This is a genomic window from Saonia flava, from assembly GCF_011927795.1.
Taxonomy (GTDB): domain Bacteria; phylum Bacteroidota; class Bacteroidia; order Flavobacteriales; family Flavobacteriaceae; genus Saonia; species Saonia flava.
The window spans coordinates 739,040-759,423 of the sequence record NZ_JAATJJ010000001.1 but is presented as its reverse complement, the minus strand read 5'-3'; the positions used below and the strand labels follow the sequence as shown (position 1 = coordinate 759,423).

The window sequence follows — 20,384 nt, the reverse complement described above, 5'->3', positions numbered from 1 at the left end:
ATTAGTATCATCATCATCAAAAAAGAGAAAACATGGTAAAGAACTATTTAAAAATCGCTTGTAGAGGTTTACTAAAGAGAAAAGGCTATTCCGCACTGAATATAGGTGGGCTTGCCTTAGGAATGACAACCACTATGCTTATTGGAATATGGAGTTATAATGAACTTTCTTATAATAAGGAATTTGAAAATTATGCTTCTATTGTTCAGGTTATGCAAAGCCAGACTTTTGGTGAGGAAATAAATACGGGAACAAACCAACCACTTCATTTAGCCCCTGTACTGCGAAATGAATATGGAGATTATTTTAAACATATAGTAACAAGCAATTTTGGAGGAAATCAATTACTTAGTGTAGGGGAACATAAAGTATCTCGTACTGGTAATTTTATGGAACCGGGGATTACAGATATGTTGTCTTTGAAAATGCTAAAAGGAACAAGAAGTGCTTTGGAAGACCCAACTTCCTTACTTATATCCGAGTCTACTGCAAAAGTTTTATTTGGTGATGTCGACCCTATGGGTAAAACGGTAAAAATAGGAACATCAATGCAAACCCAAGTGGCTGGTATATATAAGGACTTGCCACAGAATAGTGACTTTAAAAATCTAAGTTTTATAGCCCCCTGGGAACTTCTAAATAAAACAGCAAATTTTGAGGAAAGATTGGGATGGGGAAACAATTGGTTTCAGGTCTATGCCCAGTTGGAAGATGGAGCAAATTTAAATATGGTGTCAACCTTAATTAAAGATGTTAAATACAATAACATTAAAAATGGAGAAAGTGGTTCACTTAAAACCAAGCCCGTTATTCATTTACACCCCATGAACAAATGGCATTTGTATTCTCGTTTTGAGAATGGCATTAATACAGGTGGAGCTATTGACCGTGTTTGGCTGTTTGGTATAATTGGTATTTTTATTTTGTTGTTGGCCTGTATTAACTTTATGAACCTAAGCACGGCCAAATCGGTGAAACGTGCCAAAGAGGTGGGTATACGAAAGACTATAGGGTCTGTTAAATCTCAATTAATGACTCAATTTCTTAGTGAGTCTCTATTGGTGGTTTTTATTGCTTTTATAGTTTCCTGTATTTTGGTTTTATTGGCACAGCCTTTCTTTAATGACCTTACAGGCAAAACAATGAATATTCCCTGGGAAAGCCCTTTTTTCTGGGTTTTTGCTTTGCTTTTTATTTTGTTTACTGGCATAATTTCTGGGAGTTATCCTGCTTTTTATCTTTCCTCTTTTAAACCAATAAAAGTGTTAAAAGGGAAATTAGATGGTGGTCTGGGAGCTTCACGATTTCGAAAGGTTCTTGTCGTTTTTCAATTTACTATTTCGGTGATGCTCATTTTTGGTACACTAACTATTTTTAAACAATTAGAACACGTAAAAAACCGATCTATTGGTTACGATAGAGATCAGTTATTATATGTTCCCATTAATACGCCAGAAATAGTTACCCATTTTGATGCTGTTAGAAATGAAATTTTAAGTTCATCTGATATTAAAGAGGTGGCTGCGTCGGATGTTTTGAATACTGGCGCTTATACTACTAATGGTGGTTTTGATTGGAAAGGAAAAGACCCCAATATGAGTGAGGAGTTTAATACGCTAAGGGCTACCTATGGTTATGGTGATATGGTGAATTGGGAAATAAAGGAGGGGCGAGATTTCTCTAGGGAGTTTAAAAGCGATTCAACCGCCTTTATAGTAAACGAAACTGCTGTAAGGTATATGGGGCTTGAAAACCCTGTGGGTGAAATGGTAAAATGGGGAGATAATGGTAGTTTTAAAATTGTGGGAGTCGTTAAGGATATGGTTACCCAATCACCTTTTGATCAGGTAAAACCTATGCTATTTATTTTGCATTATGGTCGTTTTCTAAACTATATTAATATTAAGATTAATAAAGAGGGAGATACTAAGTCGGCCCTGGCACATATAGAAAAAGTGTTTAAAAAGCACGATCCAGAAAGCCTTTTTTTCTATAGTTTTTTGGATGAAGAATACGCTAAGAATTTTGTCAATGAGGAGCGTACAGGCCGTTTGGCTAGCTTTTTTGCTTTTTTGGCCATTTTCATAAGCTGTCTTGGAATTTTTGGACTTTCTGCCTTTGTTGCGGAACAGCGTACCAAGGAAATAGGTGTTCGGAAAGTTTTGGGGGCTTCAGTATATAATCTTTGGCAATTGCTATCTCGAGAATTTGTATTAATGGTGCTGTTATCTTGTTGCATTGCAGTTCCTATTGGAAACTACTATATGAACGGATGGATGGAAAAATACGCTTATAGAACTGACATTAGTTGGGGGGTTTTTGTAGTCACAATACTAGGTGCTATGGTAATTACATTGCTTACGGTTAGCTTTCAGAGTATTAAAGCAGCAATTGTGAATCCTGTAAAAAGTTTACAAACAGAATGAATTAGCATCATCATCAAAAAAGAGAAAACATGATAAAGCATAATTTTTTACTTTTCTTTAGAAATATCAAAAAACATAAAAGTACTTTTTTGATAAATATTGTTGGATTATCTACTGGTTTGGCATGTGTATTATTGATTGCACTTTGGGTGTTGGATGAACTTAATTTTGATAAATTTCATGAAAATGATAATGAGCTATATCAAGTGTGGAATAAGTTTGATACTCCCAATGGAATTGACCTTTTTTATTGGACACCAGATTTGTTGGCAGAAACCATGGCAGAAAAACTTCCTGAAGTTAAATATGCTACTGCCTACATTTCTGAAGGCTTTGGAAATACACAAATAACCGTAGATGATAAGGTCGTAAATGCGCCAGGAGCTTTTGCTGATAAAGATTTTTTTAAAATGTTTTCCTATAATCTATTACTTGGAGATAAAAGCCAAGTATTGGCAGGTATTAATTCTATAGTGATATCAGAAACATTGGCTAGGACTTTATTTGGCTCTACTCAAAATGCTATTGGAAAGTCAATTGAAGTAGATGCATTGGATGCAAAAAAAAGCTATCAAGTTTCGGGTGTTTTTGAGAATATGCCAATTGCTTCAAGCCACCAATTGGATTTTGCGCTTCCTTTTAAAATGTTTAAAAAAATATCTTCCGATAATGGTAGTGAATCTAGTTGGACATTTAATAACCCAATTACATATATAGTTTTGAATGAGGGGGTTAATATTACTCAATTTAAATCAAAAATTGAAGGCTTTTCCAAATTGCAAGATGATAATGTAGAGGCTGACCTTATGCTTACAAAGTATTCTTCTAACTACTTGTATGGAAATTTTGAAAACGGAAATCAAGTAGGCGGGCGCATCAAATATATTTATCTTTTCTCCGTAATAGCTTTTTTTATTTTATTGATTGCATGTATAAATTTCATGAACCTATCTACTGCTAATGCATCTAGACGTTTAAAAGAGATAGGCATAAAAAAAGCTTTGGGTTCTAAGCGTGGAATGCTCATGAGGCAATATTTTGGAGAATCTATTTTAACAGCTTTTATTGCTTTAGCATTTGCATTGATTTTTGTGACCATTTCTATTCCGAAATTCAATGTTATTATGGGAAAAACACTCTCTTTAGATTTTGGACTTCAGGTATCCAGTTTAATTCTTGTTATTGTCTTGCTAACGGGTCTGTTATCGGGTAGTTATCCAGCAATGCATTTGTCTAGTTTTAATCCAGTGAGCATTTTAAAAGGAAAATTAAAAAGCTCTTTTGGTGAAGTTTGGGTTAGAAAGGGACTGGTGGTATTTCAATTTTCTATGTCAATAATTCTGATTGTTGCTGTTGCTGTAGTTTATATGCAAATAGAATTTGTTCAAACTAAGAATTTAGGATTGAACAAAGACAATGTTATTCTATTTAGTAAAGAAGGTAGGCTAGTGCAAAATACAGATGCTTTTTTTAATGAAATAAACGCTATTCCTGGTATAGTAAAAATATCTAGTACAGGACAAAATATAATTGGGGGCAATTTAAATACAACAACAGGAATGCAATGGCCTGGTAAAGAAGAGGGAAATGATGTTGATTTTTACGATATAGGAACAAATTATGGGTTTATTGAAACCTTGAATATTCAAGTAGATAAAGGAAGAACGTTCTCAAAAGAATTTTCAGCGGACAGTACCGCAATTATTTTAAATGAAACGGCGATAAAAGCAATGGGATTGAAAGACCCAATTGGCAAAACAGTAAATTTATGGGGAACGGATAGGCAAATTATAGGAGTCCTAAAAGACTTTCATTTTCAATCTTTCCATGAAGCCATTAGACCAACGTTTCTAAGGTTGATTCCCGAAGAAAGAGCACATTTATATCTAGTAAAATTAGAACAAGGTATGGAGCGGGAAGTACTAAAAAGAATAGAAGAAGTATACACCAAATTTAATCCAGATTACGCTTTTGAGTATTCTTTTTTAGATGAAAATTATGAGGCATTATATGAATCTGAGCAAAAAGTTTCTAGCCTTTCTAAATATTTTGCAGGACTTGCCATTTTAATTTCCTGTTTGGGACTCTTTGGCTTGGCTACTTTTACGGCTGAACGAAGAAAAAAGGAGATAAGTATTAGAAAGGTATTAGGGCAAACAGTATCGCAAGTAATATTAATGCTTTCAGGGGAGTTCACTAAACTAGTCTTTATAGCTATACTTATTGCGCTACCGGTAGCTTACTTATTAGCTAACGATTGGCTTTTAGGATTCGCATACCGAATTCCTTTGGCAGTATGGTATTTTATAGGAGCAGGATTTTTAGCACTGTTGGTTGCCTTAATAACTGTTGGTATGCAGGCAATACGAGCTGCAACTAAAAGCCCAATAGATAATTTAAGAACGGAATAAATAAAATCACTCCACTAGTAATTGGAACAAAAAATAAGAATCATGAAAAAATTAGGCTTAGTTATTTTACTCTTATCCATTTCAAATTATTCAATAGCACAATATAAAGATGACATTATAGAAACTATAAAAGTAGGTGGTGTTACTGAGGTATATTTTACTCATGAGCCATCAAAAGAGAAAATACAAAAAATAGTAAGTGGCAAACCAGCACCCGAAATCATTATTAATTATAAAGATGGTTTATTAGAAATTGATACTAAAGGTGAAGCTCAAAAAGAGGTGGTTAAAGTATATGTGAGTAGTCTAAATCTTAAGGACATCATAGTTGATGATGCCGCTCAATTTCACTCAGTCAATATAATAAAAGTAAAATCACTTTCTATAACAGTCAATGATTATGCTGCTGCCGATATTATGGTAGATATTGAAGATTTAAATATTAAGATGGATGGTGGAGACTTAGATGTTTACGGACAATCTAAAAACCTGTTTATTCTAAAAGGCAATGATCATGAGAGAGGAACACTCAATATTTCTGAACTAGAATCTAATAAACTATGATAAAGAACTATTTAAAAATCGCTTGGAGAAATCTTTTTAAAAATAAAGGGTACTTTCTAATAAACGTACTTGGGCTTTCTTTAGCCTTAACGGTTTCTTTTCTTCTATTACTATGGGTGTATGACGAATATAGCATGGATAAATTCCATGCAAATAATGATCAATTATTTCGTGTAAAAAGGACAATACCTTTAGAAGAGGGTGTGTTCGAGGTTTATGAAAGCGCACCTTACCAATTATTAAAAACGGCAAAAGAGCAAATTCCTGAAATAGAGCAATACATTACAATAGGACGTAGTTTTGAAGATAATTTAGAGGTTGATAATACCGACTATAGAGCAACGGGCACTTTTGCCAATTCCGGGCTTTTTGCCAGTTTTTCGTTTCCTGTTCTAATTGGAGATATTACCCAGTTGGATAAAAAACCAGAAGCTATTGCTATTTCTCAAAATCTGGCCAAACGTTTTTGGGGTGAAAATTGGATGCAACAAGCTATCGGTAGTACCGTAACCATTCATGACAACGGTGATTTTATGGTCGAGGCCGTTTATGAAAACTTACCAAGGCATTCCTCCATTCAAAACGATTTTTATTTCAGTTTTGACAAGTATTTAAAAGATAATCAATGGATGTTAGAGTGGGGAAACAATGGTATGCAAGGAGCTTTCTTGTTGCAGAAAAAGGCCAATGTTCAAGAAGTTTCAGCCAAACTCAATACACTTTTTCAAAACAATATTGAAGGCGAAGTTAAAGAAGGTTGTTTTCTTCAAAAATTCTCTGACGACTACCTCTATGGTGAGTTTAATGAAAAAGCTCAAGTAAGCGGAGGCCGAATAGAATATGTTCAAATTTTCACTTGGGCGGCTATTTTTCTACTAATAATTTCCTGTATAAATTTCGTAAACCTATCTACGGCTTATGCAACAAAAAGGGCTGGTGAAATTGGGGTAAGAAAGGTAATCGGCGCAAGAAAAAACACGCTAATAAGTCAATTCATGACCGAAACCACGCTAATTACATTTATCTCGTTTGTCATAGCTTATATGTTAACATTCATGCTCTTGCCCAGCATTAATGTTTTTGCGGGTAAGAATCTTGCCATTGGTGCTACAGACCTTGGTATTTGGATCAGCATTTTACTTGTGTTCATTATTACCACATTGTTGTCCGGAATTTACCCAGCTATTGTTATTTCTTCGTTTAAACCAATTTCGGCTTTAAAAGGAATGGGTAAAGAAAAAAAGAATACTATTTCCTTTAGAAAAGGACTTGTTGTACTTCAATTTGGGCTATCCATTTTATTGATAGTGGTAGCAATAGTCGTAAAACAGCAGGTGAATTTTATTAATCAAAAAGATTTGGGTCTCGAGAAAGATCATATCGTATCCATTCACCAAGATCAAAAACTTACCGATAAATATGAAGTTTTACACAATGAATTGATTGCTTCTAATGGAATTACCGATGTTACTTTAGTGGGCCCTTCTCCTTTAGATATGGGAGCTTCTACAAGTGGTGTTAGTTGGGCTGGGAAAAGAGAGGATCAAGAACATATTGAGTTTTCAATGCTTTGGACGGCACATAATTTTCCAGATGTTTTTGAGATTTCGTTAAGCGATGGGAGTTATTATAAAGAGGGTACTGTAGATACCTTGAACATCGTACTCAATCAAAAGGCGGTTGAAATTATGAATATTCAAGACCCGGTAGGCAAAACTATTGAGGTTTGGGGTAGCCAAAGGCAGATTATTGGTGTTCTTAAAGATTTTCACAATCGGTCACTTTATGAAGCAATACAGCCCTCTATTTTCTTTTTAGATCCTAAAGATGCAGGCGCTATGTTCGTGAAATTAAAGGCGAATGAGACTAAGAATGGCCTTACATCTTTAGAATCGATATTTACCAAGGTATTGCCAGATGTACCGCTTCATTACAGTTTTGTTGATGAAGAGTATGCCACAAAATATAAAAGTGAAACCCTTACAGGCTCATTGACCTATTATTTTGCTTTGATATCTATTTTTATTTCTTGTATGGGGCTTTTTGGTCTGGCGGCTTTTATGGCGAAAGAACGTATTAAAGAAATAGGAATTAGAAAAGTATTGGGTGCAAGTGTAGGCAACATTACTGCTTTGCTTTCTAAAGACTTTTTGAAGCTAGTTGTTATTGCATTTCTTATTGCCTCACCGCTCGCTTATTTTCTCACTACGAATTGGCTTGAAGATTTTGCCTATAAGATAGAGGTCCAATGGTGGGTATTTGCCATGGCAGGGGGGTTCGCTTTAATTATAACATTGATTACTGTTGGTTTTCAGTCGATTAAATCGGCAATTGTGAACCCTGTAAAAAGCCTACAAACAGAGTAATCATCATCAATCAAATCATTAAAAAAGAGAACCATGTTTAAAAACCACATTAAAATAGCTTGGCGGAACCTAAAGAATGACAGGATGTTTTCGGTGCTTAATATTTTAGGGCTATCTATTGGTCTCACCATTACTATTTTGCTATTTGCCTTTGTAAGTTTTGAATTTAGTTTTAATAATGGGTATGCCAAAAAAGAAAATATCTATCGGGTATTGGTAAATACCGAAGGTGATATGTTCAATAGTGAGGTTTGGTGCAAGGCTCCAGCAGCTTTGGTTCCAGCTTTAAAAAATGATGCCCCTGCTATAAAATATGGGGCCCGAATGCTAAAACACAATTTTGGAGAAACAGCATTTATCAATGTAGATAATACCAATTTTTTGGAGAAAGGCCTTTTTTGGTGCGACCCTGAGTTGTTCGGCATTTTTGATATTGAAATGATAGAGGGAAATGGTGAAGAGGCCTTAAAAAGACCAAATACCGTAACAATATCTGAAAGTACTGCAAAGAAATATTTTGGCGTAAAAAATCCTATAGGTCAATCGATTAAAGTAGACAATAAGGACCAGTTGGAAGTTGTAGGGGTTTTTAAGGATTTTGCGTCTAATAGTACACTTGATTGTAATTTAATAGCGTCGTTCGGTACAACATATTTTTCCAAAAATCCAAGTTGGGGCAATTCGAGTTTTGAAACCTATTTACTGCTCAATTCCAATGCATCGGTGGCTTCTGCTGAAAATCAAATGCAGCAAGTATTGGATAAAAATGTGGATAAAGACGGCCAATGGTTTACCTTCTCTCTGCAACCCTTGTCAAAGGTTCATCTGTACTCTTCAGATTACTCCGAGACATATGCCTCCCGAATTGGTGACATAAAGGAAATTAGGAACCTGTCCTTTCTTGCTATTTTGATTCTTGTGATTGCCTGTGTCAATTATATGAATTTAATGACCGCACGCTCCCAAAAACGAGCTAAGGATGTGGGAATTAATAAAACCTTGGGCGCTTCAATATCTAATTTAATAGGTAGATTTTATGCAGAAACTGGTTTCATCACATTCATAGCATTGTCTATTGGGATACTTTTTGCTGTTATTCTGATGCCTATTTTTAATAAACTTACCAATAGCGATTTACAATTGGAATACCTTTTTCGTTTTGAATTTGCAATTGGTATTATATTGTTTTGGGTATTTACAACATTAGTTTCAGGTTCTTACCCGGCATTTCATCTTTCACGTTTTTCCCCAAAGAAAATATTAAATGACAAATCAAATGGAGGAGGAAATGGTTTAATACGAAAAGGGCTGGTCGTTTTGCAGTTTGCCGCTTCAGTAATTCTAATTGTCGGCGTACTTGTGGTATATCAACAAATTCGTTATATGCAAGACAAAAGCTTAGGATATAACCCGGAAAATGTAATTGCCATTTCCACAGGAGGCGTAAGTATTGATGCTAATAAACAAGCTCTTATTCAAGAGTTTAAAGCACTAACTACGGTGTCAGAAGTAGGTATGGCACAAGGTTTTCCAGGCCTTGATGTAAGTGGCCGTTCTATTTTTAAAGACCAGAACGATGAACAAGGTTTGAATATACAGACCAATGTTTCTGATGCTAGTATTACAGATGTTCTACAGTTAAAGTTACTGGCGGGGAAAACTTTGCCAAAGGTTAAGCAAGAAGGTGATACCTTGGTTGATGTTGTCTTGAATAAAAAAGCAATAGATTACTTAGGATATAGTCCAGAGGAAGCCGTGGGAAAGCAGGTGAATATGTGGTTGGGAAACAATGCCTATATCATTGGTGTTGTAGATGATTTTAATTTTGAATCGTTACATAAACCAATAGGGGCCTATGCTTTTCATAACGGCAATAGGGAGCCAAAATCATATCTGCTGGTACGATTAAGTAATGCAGCACTTTCTAACACTCTTAGTGAGCTTGAGTCTATTTTTCAAAAGGTTGTGCCCGACTCAGCATTTGAGTATACTTTTCTGGATAAAAAGATGGAGACACTCTATATACGTGAAAGAAAAGCCGCCAATATAGGTCTTGTTTTTTGTCTATTGGCCATTTTTGTGGCTTGTTTAGGTCTTTTTGGGCTGGCTGCATTTACCGCAGAACAACGAAAAAAGGAAATAGGGGTAAGAAAGGTTTTGGGTGCTAGTGTTTTAGGCATTACCCAAATGCTCTCAAAGGATTTTTTAAAACTTGTGGGTATGGCCATGGTCATTGCCTTTCCCTTGGCTTATTTTGGTATGCAGAATTGGTTGCAAAAATTTGCCTATCGTATTGAAATGAATTGGTCAGTGTTTGTTATTGCAGGCATTATTGCCTTAGCAATAGCTCTGTTCACCGTAAGTTTTCAATCAATTAAAGCTGCAATTGTAAATCCGGTAAAAAGTCTTCGAAAGGAGTAAAGCTGACTTCTTTTTTTACAAAAAGAACTGTATAAATAGTTGACATTTTTTGTCAAATTATTTTACACTTCAAGAGATTATATTTCGTTAAAAATGCTTTAACTAATTGATTTAATGGGATTTAATAATATGGCATGAAATTAGGATTGAATTCTTTATACATAGAACTTAGGGTTGGGTATATGTTTTAATATCCAAGACAACGCTTTGAAAGTAATTATTAGAAATCATGTAAAAAGTTTACAAGCAAAATAATATCAAAAAACGAGAAATCATGTTTAAAAATCACATTAAAATTGCATGGAGAAGTTTAAAAAAACAGCCTTTTTTTACTTTTTTAAACACTTTTGGCCTTGCCATTGGTATGGCCGGGTTCCTTCTTATTTCATTATACATCTATGATGAATTGAGCTATGACAAAATGTTTGCGGATGCAGATCGCATTCATCGAATAAATGGGGACATTAAGTTTGGAGGGGATGCCAGAAAGTATGCCGTAAGTCCGGCACCTATGGCAGAGGCCTTAAAAAGCGATTTTTCCGAAGTTGAATTGGTCACACGTTTTAGAACAAGGGGCAGTGCACTAGTCAGAAAATCAGATGCAGAAGCCAATGTAAAAGAAGAACAGACCACTTATGTAGACCCTACCTTTTTTGAAATGTTCGGGATAAAATTACTGGCAGGGGATGTAAAGACTGCCTTAAAAGATCCCAATACGCTGGTCATGACCAAAACCGCTGCTGAAAAGCATTTTGGAGTTTCCGATGCCATTGGTCAAAATTTATTGTTGAACAATTCTGAAACCTATACAGTAGTTGGAGTTGTTGATGATTTTCCAAGAAATTCATTTTTAAGGGATTATTCCATTTTTGAGTCTATGGAAGGATATGATGACTCTAAGGTTGTGAATTGGGGCAGTAATAACTACCAAACCTATATGAAATTAATTCCTTCTGCTAATGTTGCTGCTATGCAAGAACCGCTACAAGGATTTTTGGGCAAATATGTGGTGCCAGGAGTGCAGCAGTTTATGCCCGGCATTACGGAGGAGCAATTTAAGGCAGCAGGAAACCATTTGATATATAGTACAATTCCCCTGACGGACATTCATTTACATTCTGACCTAGTGGCTGAAATTAGTCCCAACAATGATATTCAAAGTATTTATATTCTTTCGTTCATCGCCATTTTTCTCATTGTTTTGGCTAGTGTGAATTTTATGAACCTGTCCACTGCTCATTCCCTAAAGCGTGCAAAGGAGGTTGGTGTTAGAAAGACACTTGGATCCAACAAAATTGATTTAGTAAGGCAGTTTTTGGTGGAATCAGGATTGATTTCCTTTTTATCATTGGCCTTGGCCTTGGTATTTGCATTGATAGCCCTACCATTTTTCAATTCACTTGCAAATAAAGATATATCCATTCCTTTTGCAAACCCTTTTTTCTGGTTGATTCTAATTGGGCTGGTCATTTTTCTGGGGCTGTTTTCGGGCAGTTACCCTGCATTTTTTATGTCACGCTTTATGCCTGTTAAAGTATTGAAAGGAGGAGGACAGAGTAGTGCCGGTGGTGGAAAAGTAAGAAACTCTCTTGTTGTTTTTCAATTTGCCATTTCGGTTTTTTTAATAGTAAGCACCTTAGTGGTGTATCAACAATTAAAATATATACAGGGAAAAGATTTGGGATTCTCTAAAGATCAGGTGCTTATTGTAAATGATGTTTATGCCGCAGGGTCTAAAGTAACATCCTTTAAAGACCAAGTAAAACAATTGGGTTTTGTAAAGAATGCCACCTTGAGCAGTTATTTTCCAACTCCATCTAGCAGAAGTGATTCCACTTTTAGTCCAGAAGAAGGGCTTACCGATCAAGAAAGTGCGGTGAGTATGCAGCAATGGGGAGTTGATCATGATTATGTTTCCACCATGGATTTTGAATTTGTGGCAGGCCGTAATTTTGATAAGAACTTCGGTAATGATTCCACAGCAATTATCGTGAATGAAACGGCCGTTAAGATAATGAAGCTAAGTCCACAGGAAGCTATTGGCAAACGTTATACTCCTGATTTCTCTCGCGAGAATCCTAGCTTTTTCAATATAATTGGTGTGATAAAGGATTTTCATTTTTCCTCCTTAAAAGAAGAGATAGATGCACTTAGTCTTCATTTAGAGGATAATGCCTATGCCATGGCCGTAAAAATACAGGCTGGAGATTTTACCAATGCAATATCGCAAATTAAAAGTGTTTGGGAAGATGTTGTCCCCGGCCAGCCCTTTGATTATTATTTTATGGATGATGCCTTTAATGACACTTACGAAAGTGAACAAAGGCTCGGGAACATTTTCATTATTTTCACGGTGCTTTCCCTCATAATAGCCTGTCTTGGCCTCTTTGGCCTGGCGGCATTTAATGCAGAAAAGCGGGTCAAGGAAATTGGCGTTCGCAAAGTATTGGGTGCCACAGTGGGGCAAATATCACTGAAGCTTACATTGGATTTTTTAAAACTTGTAGGTGTGGCCATTTTGATATCACTCCCATTAGGTTGGTTCGCCATGAATAAATGGTTGGAGGATTTCTCATACCGAATAGATTTCCCTTGGTGGGTGTTTGCCTTGGCAGCATTTTTGGCGATCTTAATTTCAGTTGTAACAGTGAGTTATCAAAGCATAAAGGCTGCAATTGTGAACCCTGTAAAAAGTTTAAGGACAGAATAAAATTTAGGACATGTTAAAGAACCTTTTAAAAACAGCGTATAGAAGTATTTCTAAGAACAAGTTTTTTTCTTTAATAAAAATTAGTAGTCTAGCTATTGGGTTGAGTGCTTCTTTTGTTATAGGCCTAATGGTATATTACGATTTAACCTTTGACAAGTTTCACCCTGATGGGGAACGAATTTATCGTGTAACAACTGAGTTTTCCAACCCAGACGGTAATTTTTACAATCCTGGGGTTACAGTTCCTTTGGCCCCTGCCTTAAAAGAAAATGTACCTGGTTTGGAGGTGGTTTCCCCTTTGTTCTTAACGTATCCCTTAAATGTTCAAAATACCAAGACAGATCAATTATTCAAAAACCCAGAATTCGTTGTGTATGCCGATAGTGAATACTTTAGGCTTTTCGATTATAAGTGGCTTGCAGGTTCTGGTGAGAATATACTCGAAAACCCGAATGAAGTTGTACTAACTAAAAATAGGGCTAGCATGTATTTTCCAGATAAGTTAATGGGAGATGTAATTGGTAGTACGTTGATGTACAATGACAGTGTTCCATTAACTGTCACTGGGATTGTTGCCAATTTTGAACAACGAACAGATATTATTTTTGAGGAGTTTATTTCGGTAGAAACGGCCGGTAATTTAGATTCGTCCGATTTGCTACGGGACCCCCAATGGGGAAGTACAAGTTCAGCTTCGCAATTGTTTTTAAAGCTAGAGGATGGTACCAATGTTACCACAATTCAGGAAGAATTGGACAAAATTGTAAAAGAACATGAAGATCCTGAAACTGTTGCTTTTGGTCAAAAAAGAAGGTTTTATATGCAACCACTAGGGGATATGCATTTTGATACCAACTATTATACATTTGATTTTAGTACTGGTAGGGCCAGTAAGTCAACATTGATAAGTCTGGCCTGTATTGCATTATTTTTACTGTTACTGGGCTGTATAAACTTTATAAACCTTAATACTGCACAGGCAACACAACGTGCTAAAGAAATTGGGGTTAGAAAAACATTGGGCAGTTCTAAAAAACAGCTGGTGTTTCAATTTTTGGGAGAAACCTTTATATTGACATTCGCAGCAGGCATACTTTCCTTGGCCTTTTCATTTTGGTTGTTGAGGCTGTTTTCAGATTTTATTCCTTCAGGACTGGATTTTCAAATATTTTCTGAACCAGTAGTTATTTCAATTCTTTTTATCCTGCTGCTTGTGGTAACTTTTTTATCAGGATTTTATCCTGCTCTTGTTCTGTCAAATTTTAAAGCGGCCTCTGTACTTAAAAACCAGTCTTTATTCAAAGGGGATAAATCCGCTTTAAGAAAATACCTAACCGTATTTCAATTTGTAATTGCGCAGGTATTCATTATTGGGACTTTACTGGTTGGGAAACAATTAAGTTTTTTAATGTCCAAAGATATGGGCATAAGGACAGAGGCTCTTGCTAGTATAAGAACTCCATGGCAATATCAATCTATGGAAAAAAGAGTAAGGTTGTTAAATGAGATTGGGGCCTTGCCAGGGATAAAAGAAATAAGCCTAAGTGGTAATCCCCCCGCATCCAATAGCACAAATACTTCTCATGTAACTTATTTTAAAAATGAAAGTGAAGTTCATACTGAATTACAATTTCTTTATGGTGATAAAAACTATTTAAATCTATATGATATTGAACTCATAGCCGGTCGGCAGCAATTAAATGACACTATCAAGGAAATGGTAATCAATGAAACCTATATGAAGTTGTTAGGTTTTAATAACCCCCAGGATGTTTTGGGTGAGGTACTTAAAATGAGTGACGAACCTTACCCAATTGTTGGAGTGATGGAAGATTTTAATCAGCGTACGCTAAAGGCGGGGATTGAGCCAATGGCCTTTGCTGGAGACTGGGGCTGGAATAATCGCTCAAGGTTTAACACCATTCATTTTTCATTGGAAGCCAATGATTCACAAAATTGGCCTCAAACAATTACGCAAATTGAAAAGGTATGGGATAAGGTGTATGCCGATTCCGATATTGAAGTAAATTTCATGGACGATATGGTAAGGAGATTCTATGAACAAGAACGTAGAACATCAGTTCTTTTAAATTGGGCAACAGGTCTTTCCATAGCCATTAGTTGCCTGGGTCTTTTGGGATTGGTTGTGTATACAACGGAAAGGAGAACCAAGGAAATTGGAATACGGAAAGTATTGGGAGCCTCTTTGGTGCAACTCAACCTATTACTGTGCAAGGAGTTTTTGGTTTTGGTTAGTATAGCCTTTGTCATCGCCGCCCCAATTGCTTGGTACGGTATGGATAATTGGTTACAGGATTTTGCTTACAAAACAGATATAAGTTGGTGGATTTTTGGCATTAGCGGAATTGCAATGCTTTTGGTTGCACTGGCAATCATAAGTATTCGGACCATTGCAGCTGCAAATGCAAACCCAGTAAAAAGTTTAAGAACAGAATAAACCAATCAAAAAACGAAAACCATGTTTAAAAGTTATCTAAAAATCGCTTGGCGGAACCTTTGGAGAAATAAAGGATTTAGCGCAATCAATATTTTTGGGCTAGCCATTGGCATTACTTGTGCAAGCCTAATTTTTCTTTGGGTTGAGGATGAACTAAACTTTGATAGCGTTTTTCCTAAACAAGATTTGGTCTATATCGTACCTACTAACCAAACCTTTGAAGGTGAGGTGTACACTTTTTACTCCACTCCCGGACCGCTGGCTAAAGACTTAAAAAACGAAATACCAGAGATTACAAAGTCGTCTACAACTTGGGGTGGGGAGATTTTACTTACGGTTGGAGAAAATAGAATCAACAGATATGGTAGATATGTACATCCTGATTTTTTGGATATTTTCAGTTTAACATTTATAGAAGGGGAAATGAAAAGCGCGCTATCTAGACCAGATGGAATTGTTCTGACTCAAGAAACGGCATATACAATTTTTGGTCCGGACAAAAAAGTGCTGAACCGTGTATTGAAAATTAACAATGAATATAGTTTTACCGTTACCGGAGTTGTTAAAGATTTACCTAGGAATGTTACGTTTGGTTTTAATTGGCTTTTACCATTCGAAAGATTTCAGCTAGGAGAAACAGATATGTCCTGGACTGAGGAATACGGCAATAATTTCGCGGATACCTTTGTAGAACTTGCACCTAATTCTAATTTTAAGGAAGTAGATACTAAGGTAAGGGGTATGATTGCCTCAAAAAGGTCTGATGATGATGAAAACCCTAATGTGGCTTTCCTGCATTCTATAAAGGATTGGCATTTACGTTCGGATTTTAGGGGAGGGAAAAAAGTAGGGGGCCAAATTAAATTGGTGAGGTCATTAGCATTTATTGCACTAATTATTCTATTGATAGCATGTATAAACTTTATGAATTTATCAACAGCAAGAAGCGGAAAAAGAGCCAATGAAGTAGGTGTGCGAAAAGTATTGGGGTCCAATAAGAGAAGATTGGTTGGTCAATTTATGATTGAATCGGTCATTTTGGCAAGTATTGCCGCTATTCTTAGTATTGCTTTTTTGGTAATGTTACTACCATCTTTCAACACCTTGGTCGATAAACAGATTGAATTGAGATTGTTCCAACCATTACATATGTTTTCCCTTATGGGTATTACATTGGTTTGTGGCCTTTTGGCGGGATGGTACCCTGCCTTGTATCTCTCCTCTTTTAGACCTGTTCACGTACTTAAAGGGATTAGTAAAAGTCAAGGTAATGCGGCCATCATTAGAAAAGGTCTTGTAATTACCCAATTTATAGTTTCTATAGTTTTTATTATCAGCAGTATTATAATTTATCAGCAAATACAACATGTTAGAGCCCGTGATGTGGGTTATGAAAAAGAAAGATTGGTCAATGTACCGATCAATGGAAACATGATAGATAAGTTTGATCCAATAAAGGAGGCCATGATCGCTTCCGGTACGGTAGAGGATGTTGCGTTAACAAATACGAATATGCTATCCAGCGGTAATAATGGGTCTGGTTTAAGTTGGCAAGGAGGTATGGACACAGACGATGTACTTGTCCGATTTAGATATGTAAGTCCAAATTTTATTAGCACTGTAGGGTTGGAATTACTTGAGGGTCATGGTTTTAATGATAATAGAGCTGTAGATAGTACCAATATTATTATAACCCAATCCTTTGCGAACCTTATGGGAGATAATAGCGCACTTGGTAAAACGGTAATGCGTAATGACATCAATTATACTATTATAGGTGTGGTCAAGGATTACCTTTATGGAGATATGTACGGCAATGGAAAAACTGGTCCCGTCATGTTCTATAACAATTACGACTATGCAAATAGCATGTATATAAAAATAAAACCAGAATCATCAAGACTGGATGCATTGGCCTCCATCGAGAAAATTCTAAAAGAATATAATCCTGCATTTCCTTTTGAGTATCGTTTTGAAAACGATTTGTTTAATTCTAGGTTTAGAAACGAGGCATTGGTTGGGAAGTTGGCTAAGATATTTTCTGTTCTGGCCATCATTCTTTCTTGTTTAGGGTTATTTGGACTTGCGGCATATACTGCAGACCAGCGCAAGAAGGAAATTGGTGTTAGAAAGGTGTTAGGGTCAAGTGTTTCCGGAATTGTACAACTACTCTCCAAGGACTTTATAGGTCTAGTCATTATCGCTCTTTTGATTGCAGGCCCTATAGCCTGGTGGTTAATGCAAAACTGGCTGGAAAGCTTTGCCTATCGAATAGAAATCAATTGGTGGGTCTTTGCCCTTGCCGGATTTGCGGCCATTTGTATCGCATTGTTGACGGTAAGTTTTCAGGCAATAAAAGCCGCTATGGTAAACCCCGTAAAAAGCTTACGAACGGAATGAAATGAATAATAAGGACGAAAGATGCTTGAGGTAAAAAAAGTGTCATTTCGAATTGAATCCGAAAGATGCATATGAGAAATCTAAAAATGAATAAACACAAAGTGGGTTAAGATTCCTCGTCGTCTCGATGTTGAAATCAAGACTCTGTCGGAATGACCACGATGTAATTCAAAAGAAAAACAAGAATCATGTTCAAAAACTATCTAAAAATCGCTTGGAGGAATCTAACCAAGAACAAAGGATATTCCATTATTAATATTGGGGGACTGGCCTTGGGTCTTACCGTGACTATTCTTATAGGTTTATGGATTTTTGACGAAACAACTTACAATACAAATTTTAAAAACCATGGGCACATTGCGCAGATATTGGTTAATAAAACAAACAATGGCGAGACCCGTACCCGATTTACCTTACCCTATCCATTGGCCGATGAATTACGAAATACGTACGCAGGAGATTTTGAACATGTGGTCATGGGTTCCTTCCCTGGAGACAACATACTATCCGTCGAAGAAAAAAACCTGAACGAATATGGTGCCTTTATGGAAAAAGATGCCCTGCGTATGTTCTCGTTACATATGCTAAAGGGAAATCATGATGCCCTAAACGACCCCAATTCTATCGTGATTTCTGAATCTACGGCCAAAGCCTTCTTTGGAAATGAAGACCCCATGGGCAAAACCATGAAGATAAATAATGACAGAAACGTTACCGTAAAAGGGGTTTTTGAAGAGCTACCCACTAATGCTGACATTTTTGACGCACTTAGGGCTTTTACAGAATCAGAAAAACTCCAATTTATAGCTCCATGGGACCTTTACGTGGCCTCGAACGATTGGGTGAAAACAGCACGCGATCGAAAATTATGGGACAATAATTCCTATCAGGTTTATGTGCAGATATCCGATCGGTCGTCTATGCATGCTGTGAATGATAAAATAAAGAATATACTCTACGATCATGTGCCCGAGGGTAGCAAACAAAGTGATCCAAAAATCTTTCTTCACCCCATGAAAGATTGGCATTTAAAATCAAGTTTTAAAAACGGTGTATCCGTAGGTGGAGCGATTCAATATGTGCGAATGTTCGGCATCATCGGAATCTTTGTGCTGTTATTGGCCTGTATCAATTTTATGAACCTTTCCACAGCTCGAGCACAGAAACGAGCCAAAGAAGTAGGTATACGAAAAACCGTTGGGTCTAACAAAAATCAATTGGTCGGGCAGTTTATGTTCGAATCTTTTGTGGTTACTCTTAGCGCATTTGTACTGGCCATTGTGCTTGTTGCGTTGTTATTGCCGCTATTCAATCAATTGGCGGACAAACAAATAGTTTTACCGTTTTTCAATCCCATCTTTTGGTCCATTGGTTTGGGGTTGGTCTTGGCAACAAGTATTATGGCCGGAAGCTACCCGGCGCTTTACCTCTCATCGTTCCGCCCCATGAAAGTACTAAAGGGATCCCTTCTAACAGGAACATCGGCAATGTCTTTCCGAAAAGCCTTGGTCATTATCCAATTTACAGTTTCCATAATCTTGGTAGTCGGCACAGTGGTGGTCAATCGGCAGATTCAACATACCAAAAATCAGCCTATAGGCTATGACAAAAGCGAACTTATCATGGTTGAAAAAAACACTGAAGATTTTGAGGGTAAGTATAATTCGCTTCGTGAAGCATTGAAAAAAACAGGAGTAGTAGCTGAAATGGCAGAATCCTCAAGTCCTTTAACAGAGATTTGGCACAGTAACGGCGGCTATGAATGGGAAGGAAAGGACCCCAGTTTTATGACCAATATTAACAGTAATTATGTGTCGCACGATTTTGGAAAAACCGTGGGATGGGAAATGGCCCAGGGACGGGATTTTTCAAGGGATTTTGCTTCAGATTCCACGGCGTACATCCTGAACGAGGCTGCCGTAGAGTATATGAACCTGCAAGACCCTATCGGGAAAACCATACGATGGTCTGACGGGGAGCATAAAGTTATAGGCGTAGTCAAAAACCTGATAACTGAATCGCCCTTTGAACCCGTGAAGCAGTGCATTTATACGATACGTTACGACGAAACCAATTTGATCAATCTAAAATTGGCTCCAAGTAAAAGCCCCACAGAATCGTTGGCCCAGATCGAGACGGTCTTTCAAAAGTTTGCACCCAGCGTTCCATTTGAATATCAATTTGTAGATGCCGCCTTCGGAAACAAATTTAAAACAGAGGAGCGAATGAGAAAATTGTCAGGAATATTCTCCTTTCTCGCACTTTTCATAAGCTGTTTAGGACTATTTGGATTGGCCACATTTATGGCCGAACAACGTACCAAGGAAATTGGTATTCGAAAAGTGTTGGGGGCATCTATCTCGAGCTTATTTAAAATGCTCTCAAAAGATTTTGCGGTATTGATTTTGGTTTCAGGCGTGATAGCGATTCCCGTTGCCTATTATTTTATGGAGCAGTGGTTGCAAAACTATACCTATCGTATCGCCATACCATTGTGGGTATTCGGAGCCGCTATCTTGGGTGTATTATTAGTAGCCATTTTTACAATCAGTTTTCAAGCAATCAGGGCAGCAAAACAAAATCCAGTGGAGAGTCTACGTACAGAATAGAATTTTGAGAGACAAAATG

General features: G+C 36.7%; 9 protein-coding genes. All 9 read left to right on the top strand.

Features of this window, described 5'->3' with window-relative positions:
* Positions 1–32 precede the first annotated feature (32 nt).
* The 9 genes from GGR42_RS03385 (at position 33) to GGR42_RS03345 (ending at position 20,365) form a co-directional block, all read left to right on the top strand.
* Positions 33–2,426 (top strand): ABC transporter permease, encoded by a 2,394-nt coding sequence (locus tag GGR42_RS03385; RefSeq protein ID WP_167960846.1) that lies wholly within the window; start codon positions 33–35, stop codon positions 2,424–2,426.
* Between the two features lie 29 nt (positions 2,427–2,455).
* Positions 2,456–4,837: an ABC transporter permease gene (locus tag GGR42_RS03380; protein WP_167960844.1), complete on the top strand. Its 2,382-nt coding sequence runs from the start codon at positions 2,456–2,458 to the stop codon at positions 4,835–4,837.
* A 42-nt stretch (positions 4,838–4,879) separates the two neighbouring features.
* Positions 4,880–5,401 carry a GIN domain-containing protein gene (locus GGR42_RS03375; protein WP_167960841.1) on the top strand — a complete coding sequence of 174 codons (522 nt, stop codon included), beginning with the start codon at positions 4,880–4,882 and terminating at the stop codon, positions 5,399–5,401.
* Positions 5,398–7,767, top strand: coding sequence for an ABC transporter permease (locus tag GGR42_RS03370; RefSeq protein WP_167960839.1), 2,370 nt, complete (start codon positions 5,398–5,400; stop codon positions 7,765–7,767). Before GGR42_RS03375 ends, GGR42_RS03370 begins: the two co-directional genes overlap by 4 nt.
* 33 nt (positions 7,768–7,800) lie before the next feature.
* Positions 7,801–10,188 (top strand): ABC transporter permease, encoded by a 2,388-nt coding sequence (locus tag GGR42_RS03365; RefSeq protein WP_167960837.1) that lies wholly within the window; start codon positions 7,801–7,803, stop codon positions 10,186–10,188.
* A gap of 274 nt (positions 10,189–10,462) precedes the next feature.
* Positions 10,463–12,898, top strand: coding sequence for an ABC transporter permease (locus GGR42_RS03360; RefSeq protein ID WP_167960835.1), 2,436 nt, complete (start codon positions 10,463–10,465; stop codon positions 12,896–12,898).
* A 10-nt stretch (positions 12,899–12,908) separates the two neighbouring features.
* A complete protein-coding gene (locus GGR42_RS03355) occupies positions 12,909–15,356 on the top strand; it encodes an ABC transporter permease (protein ID WP_167960833.1) in 2,448 nt (815 codons plus the stop codon).
* Positions 15,357–15,377: 21 nt separating this feature from the next.
* Positions 15,378–17,756, top strand: a complete 2,379-nt coding sequence (locus GGR42_RS03350) for an ABC transporter permease (RefSeq protein WP_167960831.1) — start codon at positions 15,378–15,380, stop codon at positions 17,754–17,756.
* Between the two features lie 188 nt (positions 17,757–17,944).
* Positions 17,945–20,365 carry an ABC transporter permease gene (locus GGR42_RS03345; protein ID WP_167960829.1) on the top strand — a complete coding sequence of 807 codons (2,421 nt, stop codon included), beginning with the start codon at positions 17,945–17,947 and terminating at the stop codon, positions 20,363–20,365.
* Positions 20,366–20,384: the final 19 nt, after the last annotated feature.

Coding starts and splice junctions, on each gene's coding strand:
- GGR42_RS03385 (WP_167960846.1), top strand. CDS start 33: ATGGTAAAGAACTATTTAAAAATCGCTTGTAGAGGTTTACTAAAGAGA.
- GGR42_RS03380 (WP_167960844.1), top strand. CDS start 2,456: ATGATAAAGCATAATTTTTTACTTTTCTTTAGAAATATCAAAAAACAT.
- GGR42_RS03375 (WP_167960841.1), top strand. CDS start 4,880: ATGAAAAAATTAGGCTTAGTTATTTTACTCTTATCCATTTCAAATTAT.
- GGR42_RS03370 (WP_167960839.1), top strand. CDS start 5,398: ATGATAAAGAACTATTTAAAAATCGCTTGGAGAAATCTTTTTAAAAAT.
- GGR42_RS03365 (WP_167960837.1), top strand. CDS start 7,801: ATGTTTAAAAACCACATTAAAATAGCTTGGCGGAACCTAAAGAATGAC.
- GGR42_RS03360 (WP_167960835.1), top strand. CDS start 10,463: ATGTTTAAAAATCACATTAAAATTGCATGGAGAAGTTTAAAAAAACAG.
- GGR42_RS03355 (WP_167960833.1), top strand. CDS start 12,909: ATGTTAAAGAACCTTTTAAAAACAGCGTATAGAAGTATTTCTAAGAAC.
- GGR42_RS03350 (WP_167960831.1), top strand. CDS start 15,378: ATGTTTAAAAGTTATCTAAAAATCGCTTGGCGGAACCTTTGGAGAAAT.
- GGR42_RS03345 (WP_167960829.1), top strand. CDS start 17,945: ATGTTCAAAAACTATCTAAAAATCGCTTGGAGGAATCTAACCAAGAAC.